General features: G+C 68.6%; 7 protein-coding genes and 1 pseudogene. 3 read left to right on the top strand and 5 right to left on the bottom strand.

The window, feature by feature from the left end:
• Positions 1–61 precede the first annotated feature (61 nt).
• A pseudogene (locus tag H7U20_RS16920) lies at positions 62–274 on the top strand (cyanase); the annotation flags it as partial.
• A 42-nt stretch (positions 275–316) separates the two neighbouring features.
• Here the strand turns inward: H7U20_RS16920 and H7U20_RS16915 are convergent.
• From H7U20_RS16915 to H7U20_RS16900, 4 genes are all read right to left on the bottom strand, one after another.
• Positions 317–1,114, bottom strand: coding sequence for an alpha/beta fold hydrolase (locus H7U20_RS16915; protein ID WP_199760307.1), 798 nt, complete (start codon positions 1,112–1,114; stop codon positions 317–319).
• 156 nt (positions 1,115–1,270) lie between these two features.
• A complete protein-coding gene (locus H7U20_RS16910; RefSeq protein ID WP_199760306.1) occupies positions 1,271–2,737 on the bottom strand; it encodes a DUF3422 family protein in 1,467 nt (488 codons plus the stop codon).
• A 123-nt stretch (positions 2,738–2,860) separates the two neighbouring features.
• A complete protein-coding gene (locus H7U20_RS16905) occupies positions 2,861–3,403 on the bottom strand; it encodes a DinB family protein (protein ID WP_199760305.1) in 543 nt (180 codons plus the stop codon).
• Positions 3,400–4,344 carry a LysR family transcriptional regulator gene (locus H7U20_RS16900; RefSeq protein WP_199760304.1) on the bottom strand — a complete coding sequence of 315 codons (945 nt, stop codon included), beginning with the start codon at positions 4,342–4,344 and terminating at the stop codon, positions 3,400–3,402. The genes H7U20_RS16905 and H7U20_RS16900 overlap by 4 nt, the downstream gene beginning before the upstream one ends.
• A gap of 107 nt (positions 4,345–4,451) precedes the next feature.
• Here H7U20_RS16900 and H7U20_RS30685 point away from each other — a divergent pair, with 107 nt between their 5' ends.
• Together H7U20_RS30685 and H7U20_RS16895 are read left to right on the top strand one after the other, a co-directional pair.
• Positions 4,452–4,583, top strand: coding sequence for a hypothetical protein (locus H7U20_RS30685; RefSeq protein WP_255522831.1), 132 nt, complete (start codon positions 4,452–4,454; stop codon positions 4,581–4,583).
• Positions 4,584–4,674: 91 nt separating this feature from the next.
• Entirely contained in the window at positions 4,675–5,100 is a 426-nt protein-coding gene (locus H7U20_RS16895) for a hypothetical protein (protein ID WP_199760303.1), read from the top strand.
• 211 nt (positions 5,101–5,311) lie between these two features.
• Here H7U20_RS16895 and H7U20_RS16890 read toward each other — a convergent pair whose 3' ends face one another.
• Entirely contained in the window at positions 5,312–6,613 is a 1,302-nt protein-coding gene (locus tag H7U20_RS16890) for an NAD(P)/FAD-dependent oxidoreductase (protein ID WP_199760302.1), read from the bottom strand.
• Positions 6,614–6,651 lie beyond the last annotated feature (38 nt).

Here is a 6,651-nt window from a genome sequence, read left to right as displayed (position 1 = left end):
GGGCCCCCACCCCAGGTTGCGGTCCGGGGTTTTGCCGGCGTTGCGGCGGTGCCATGCGGCCCTGCGCGGCAGCTTGCTGGACGGCATCCCGAGCGACCCGACCATTTACCGTTTCTACGAGATGATCCAGGTCTACGGCACCACGCTGAAGGCGCTGGCGCACGAGCAGTTCGGCGACGGCATCATCAGCGCGGTCAACTTCAAGCTCGACATCAAGAAGGTCGACGATCGGCAGGGCGGCTCGCGCGCCGTCATCACGCTCGACGGCAAGTAGCCGCCGACCAAGCCGTTCTGAGGCGGGGCCGCCGCGCCGGACTTAGGCGGGGTTGCCGACTTCCTCGCCCAGCAGGAAGCCGGCGAGGGCGGCGTTGACCACGGCCGCATGGCTGATCGGCGCCATGTGGCCGCCCTTGGTCTGCAGCGCGCTGGCGTTCGGCAGCGCCGCCGCCACGCGCTCGGCCAGGCGGCGCGTCGAGGCCGGGCTGTTTTGGCCGGACAACAGCAGCGCCGGCATGTCCAGCACGGCCAGGTCGGCCAGCGTGGCCGGCTCGCCCAGCAGCGCCTGGAAGTCCAGCTTGACCTTGGCGATCTGGCCGCTGAGCTTGTCTTGCTGGACGGCCGGCAGGCCGTCGAATGTGCCGGGACGGTTCCAGTAGTCGATGAAGATGCGGGTCGCCTCCGCCGCGTCGTCGGCGCGGCCGATCCGGGCCACCACCGCCTCGATCTCGGCGCGCGCCGGGTCGTGCGGCGGCAGCAGGTGGAAGGCGACCGGCTCGAACAGGGCCAGCGACAATACCCGCGCCGGCATCTGGCGGGCCAGGCGCAGCGCCGTGGCGCCGCCGTAGGAGTGGCCGATCAGGTGGAAGGGCTCGCTCGGCGCCAGGTGGGCGGCGAGGGCGGCGTTGACGGCGCCGGCCTCGTGGGCCAGCGAAAAGGCGGCGCCGATGTCGGCCGGGAAGGGCGACTTGCCATAGCCGAGCAAATCGACGGCGATGCAGCGGAAACGCGACTCTTGTTGGGCGATCAGGTCGGACCACTGGGTGCGGGAACTCATCGAGCTGTGCAGCAAAACGAGGGCAGGCCGCGCGTCCGGCGGCAGTGCGGTGATAGGCATGAACGGTGATGGAAAACGGGAAAGCGGCGATTATATGCTGTTTTGTGCTGTTTTATGCTGTTTGCCGGCGGCCGCAAAAAAGCGCGGCCGCCGGCGCCGCCGCCCTGCCGGCGCACTCCCTTGGACCCGCCTGAACTCCGCCTAGTCCGTTTGAACTCAGCCGCCGGGGCGGGCCGTCGCGCCGGCCGTGGCGTGCAACTGCTGGTGCAGCCGGCGCAGGCAGTACCAGACGCCGGCGGTGACCAGCGGCACCATCAGGCCCGTCATCAGGTCGGGATTGACCGGCAGGTTGCTCGCCTTCATCGCCTTGCCGGCGTAGCCGACCAGCCCCAGCAGATAGTAGGAGATGGCCACCACCGACAAGCCCTCGACCGCTTGTTGCAGCCGCAGTTGTTGGGCGGCGCGGGCGTCGAGCGACTGCAGGATCTTGCGGTTTTGCCGTTCCTGCTCGATGCCGACGCGGGTGCGCAGCAGGTCGTTGCTGCGGGCGATACGCGTCGCCAGCGCCTCCTGCCGCTGCGCCACCGAGGTGCAGGTGTGCATCGCCGGGGCCAGGCGCCGGCCCATGAATTCGGCCAGGGTCGGCATGCCCTCGATGCGCAGTTCGCGCAGCTCCTGGATGCGGGCCTGCACCAGGCTGAAGTAGGCCTGCGAGGCGGCGAAGCGGTAGCTGTTGCTCACCGACAGCTTTTCCAGCCGCGCCGCCAGGCCGGAGATGCGGTGCAGCAGGTTCTGGTCCTCGTTGGCCTCGGCCATCGGCTGGGCCGCGCCGTGCTCGCTTTGCACCAAGGTGGCGGTCAGCGCCGCCAGCTCGCTCTCGATGCCGTTGAGGGCTGGCTGGCTGGCCTCGGCCTGGGGCAGGCCGAGCAGCGCCATGGTGCGGTAGGTTTCGATCTCCAGCAGGCGGCCGACCAGGCGGCCGGCCTGGAATTCGCGCAGGCTCAGGTCGCGCACGACGAAGCGGCTGAAGCCGTCCGGCTGGATCTTGAAGTCGGTCCAGATCTCGCCGCCGCCGCCGCCGACGCTGCCGCCGACCAGCACATTGCCCTGGAACAGTTCGCGCAGCTCCCGGCGCAGGTCGTCGCGCGGGTCGCCGCCAGGGGTGCCGCCAGGGGGGCCGCCAGTGTGGTGCGGCTGGCCCGTCGCGTCGGCCGGGGCCGGCGCCGGCGCGTCCTTGCTCAGCACGACGTGGGCGGCGACGATGATCTTGCCGTGCAGCCCGGCCAGCCATTCCTGCGGCACGTGTTGCAGCGGCGCCCGTTCGAAGGCCTGGCGCCAGCCGGCCGCCTCGGCGCCGCGCTCGACGAAGGTGTAGGTGGCGAACTCGGTGTGGCATTCCCATTTCAGGCGGAAGCGGTCGAAGTCGTGGTAGAAGTAGCGCGCCTGCGGATGCGGCACGGCGACGCCGTAGTGGATGCACAGGTCTTGCAGGATGCGGTGCTGGACGGCGCGGTGGTTGTGCTGGGCGCCCGGCTCGACCGGGGCGTACAGCGCGAAGTGGGTCAGCGTCTCGGGGGCTTGCAGCGCCAGGAAGGGACGCGAATGGATCTCGGCGGCCAAGGGCACCCGCAGCGGGTGGTTGAGCTTGGCGAAGTCGGCGTTGGCACGGTAAGCGACGGGCATAGCCCTCCCATGGGTGAAGGATGAGTGCGTGAGGAGCGCGCGCAGTTGCCAATGAGTATATCGCCGAACAAGATTCGCCACCACTTTCGATTCGCAATATATGCTATGGCCGGCGGTGATGACTCAGCTGGCCGCCTCGTTGGGGATCAGCACCAGCAGGTCGGTCACGCCGATGTCCTGGCCGGCCTGGAACAGCAAGGTGCTGGCCTGGCCGCGATGGTGGGTCTGGTGGTTGAACAGGTGGGTCAGCAGACTGGACAGGCGCTTGTCGAAGGGCACGCCCTTGGTGTTGCTGTAGTGCAGGGGCCGGGCCAGCTCGTCCTCGCCGAGTTCGTTGACGAAGGCGTGGATGAGGGCGTCGAGTTGGCGCCGGCGCGCCTGCAACGGCGCCAGTTCCGTCTCGAGCAGCTGGCCCAGGCCGCTCGGCGCCGGCATCGCCCGCACCGGGTCGAGCGCCGGGGGGCGGGCAGGCAGGGTGGCCATGCGTTGCAGCCAGATGGTGTCGGCCACCAGCAGATGGTTCAGCGTGCCGAGGATGGAGCCGAAGAAGGCGCCGCGCTCGGCGCTCAGCTCGGCCGGCGTCAGCCGCGCGGCGGCGGCGTAGACCTGCTGGTTCATCGTTTCGTTGTAGCTCGCCATCAAGGCGAAATGCTGGCGTGTCGTCATTGCTGTTCCTGGGTGGGGTGTTTGCCTGGGGCACGTTGTGGGACGGGCAGCGCGCGCAGCGCCTGCTCGAACGCAGTTGCGAATTTTGCCACAATCGGCGCCGTTTCGCGCCGCTGGATCAAACCGACGGCGGAGCCGGCCTGTTGCGGCGGCAAATCGACGAAGCACACGCCGGCCGGCGCCACCTCGCGCATGCTGTCGGGCACGATGGCGATGCCGAAGCCGGCTTCGATCAGGTTCAGCAGCGAGGTCTTGCGCGAGGTGGCGCGCGCCGCCGTGGGGAAGAAGCCCTGGGTCTGGCACAGGCCGGCGACCAGGTAGCTGAGGCCGCCGCGCTCGGGGTGGGGCAGCGAGACGAAGCGTTCGCCGCGCAGGCCGGCGATGTCGCTGGCGGCCTGCCCGGCCAGGCGGTGGCCACGCGGCACGGCCACCATCAGGCGTTCGCTGAACACCTCGCGCAGCTCGATGTTGGCGTGGCGGCGCAGCACCGGCAGGCGCACCAGGCCGAGGTCGGCGCGGCTCTCCTCGATGTCGGTGACCTGGTGGTCGGACGAGGCCTTGGAGACCTCCAGGGTGACGCCGGGGAAGTCGTCGAGCAGCCGCTGCAGCACGGCGCCGATGGCCGCCGTCAGGGTCACCGAGCTGGAGTGCAGCAGGCGGATCGTGCCCTGCTCGCCCTTGCTGACGTGCTGGGTGTGCTGCACCGTCTCGGCCAGTTCCTGCAGCAGGCGCTTGCTGCGCTGGTGGAACAGGCGGCCCGCCTCGGTCAGCTCGAAGTGGCGCGCATCGCGTTCGAGCAGCACGGCTTGCAGCTCGTTCTCCAGTTCCTTGATGTGGCGGCTCAGCGCCGATTGCGCCACGTACAGGCGCTCGGCGGCGCGCGAGTAGCTGCCGGCGTCGACGATTTCGACGAAATACTTCATCTGTTTGAGCGAGATCATGCCTATGCCTTTTCGAGATAGCTGGGGCCTACATTTGATATTGGCGCCGACGGTGCGCGCGGCGTTACAGTCTGGCCTGATGCTTAATTAAGCAAGGGGGAAACATCATGAGCGATTGGCTGGTGGTTGTCGGTTGCGCCGGAATGGGCCTGAGTATTGCCGTTAAATTGATTGTCGTCCAGTGTCTGCGGGCGAGGGACGCCGCCGCCGCCGAGATGGCAAACGGCGATAAGGAATGAGTGGGGAAATATATTTCCACATGGAAATAGCGTAGAATGGCGGACCATGCGCCGGGCTTGCCGCCGCGCCGACACCGCTTTCCACCCACACATGATCAACTCCATCGATACCGCGCTTTATCTGAGCCAACGCCTGAAGACCAGCGGTTGGCATATCGTCAGCACCATCGGCCTGGGCCTGGCGGCCGTCGTGCTGGCCTTCTTCGGCCAGGATTTCCTGGCCGACGCCCGCCCGCTGTTCCCCGTCATCGAGCAGAATTACGCGATCTGGCAGACCGCCTACGCCGCCGTGCTGTTTTTGATCGGCTTGCTGTGGGTGGTCGCCATGTCGCAGCGGGTCACGCTGTTCCGCGACTGCCAGCAGCGCATCGCCAAGCAACGCCAGCTCGACGACGAGCGCGAGGAGCGCGCCCAGCACGCGCTGATGGTCAAGATGGAGCGCGAGCGGCTGCGCGCCGAGGCCGAACCGGTGCCCTTTTTCAAGCGCAATCCGCGCAGCTCGAAGTTCGATTACTGATTGCTGAAACACTTGTGGTTCCCGCCATGCGGCGCATGCGTTTCCGCCATGCGCCGCATGTTGTTTGGCGCGGCATGGGTTCCCGCATGCGCGGGAACGACGGGGTTTCAGTGCAGCGTTTCAGTGCAGCGTTTTAGTGCAGCGTTTCAGTGCAGTGTTTCAGTGCAGCGTTTCAGTGCAGTGTTTCAGTGCAGTGTTTCAGTGCAGCGTTTCAGTGCAGCTTGACCGGCGGCACCAGCTTGCCGCGCAACCAGTCGACCAGGCTGAGCGCCGCCATCCGCGCCATGCCGTGTAAAGCCAGCATGTGCTTCTGGTACATCAGGCGATACAGTAGCCGCGCCGCCGCGCCGCCCACATGCAGGCTCTTGCCGCTCACCGCGCCGGTCAGCACGCCGACCGCCGCCAACGGCCCCAGCGAGACCAACGAGCCGTAGTCGCGGTAGCGGAAGTCGGGCTTGCGCGGCGTGTCGCGGCGCGCCAGCAGGTCGGCCAGGAACATCGCCTGCTGGTGCGCCACCTGGGCGCGCGGCGGCGCCGCCGTGCCCTTGTGCGGACAGGTGAAGCTGGCGCAGTCGCCGAAGGCGTAGACGCTGGCGTCGCCGCCGGCCTGCAGGGTGGCGTCGACGACGATCTGGCGCAGGCGGTTGACCGCCAGGCCGAGACTGGCGCACAGCGCCGGCGCCTCGACGCCGGCGGCCCACAGCATCAGGTCGGCCGGGTGTTCGCGGCCGGCGACGTCGATGACGGCGCGCGGCGTCACGCTGGCCACGGCGGTGCCGGTCAACACGCGGATGCCGAGCGAGCGCAGATGGCGCGCGGCGCGCTCCGACAACTGCGGGTGCAGGTGCGGCAGCAGGTACTGGCCGCGCTCGATGACGCTGATGTGTACGTCTTGCAGCGGATCGAGGGCGTGCACCTTATACTCGGCCAGCGAGCGGGCGGCATGGCTCAGTTCGGCCGCCAGTTCGACGCCGGTGGCGCCGCCGCCGACGATCACCACGCTGACCTGGCCCAGCGCCGGGTCGCCGCCGGCCTTGTGCTCGCCGGCGCGGATGCAGGCGGCGACGAAGCGTTTGCGGAAGGTCTCGGCCTCGCCGACGTTGTCGAGCGTGAGCACGTTCTCGGCCGCGCCGGGCACGTTGAAGAAGTTGGTCACCGAGCCCAGCGCCAGCACCAGCTTGTCGTAGGCCAGGCGGCGGCGCGGTTGCAGCTCCAGGCCGTCGACGCAGCGCGGCGCCAGCTCGACGCTGCGGCTGGCGCGGTCGATCGACATCACCTCGCCCTGGACGAATTCGAAGGCGTGCTCGGCCGCCTGGGCCGAGAATTCGATCTGCGTCACCTGCGGGTCGCATTTGCCGGAGGCCACGGTGTGCAGCAGCGGCTTCCAGAAATGGCCCGGCGAGCGGTCGACCAGCAGCACGCGCGCGCGCTTGGCCTTGCCCAGGGTGTCGCCCAGACGGGTGGCCAGTTCGAGTCCGCCGGCGCCGCCTCCTACGATAACGATGGTGTCCATGGTTCGCCTCCAGAGTTGGTGAATGGTGGTGCGACAGG

This window comes from Rugamonas violacea, assembly GCF_016461825.1.
Classification (GTDB): Bacteria; Pseudomonadota; Gammaproteobacteria; order Burkholderiales; family Burkholderiaceae_D; genus Rugamonas.
This window is presented reverse-complemented; position numbering and strand designations above follow the sequence as displayed.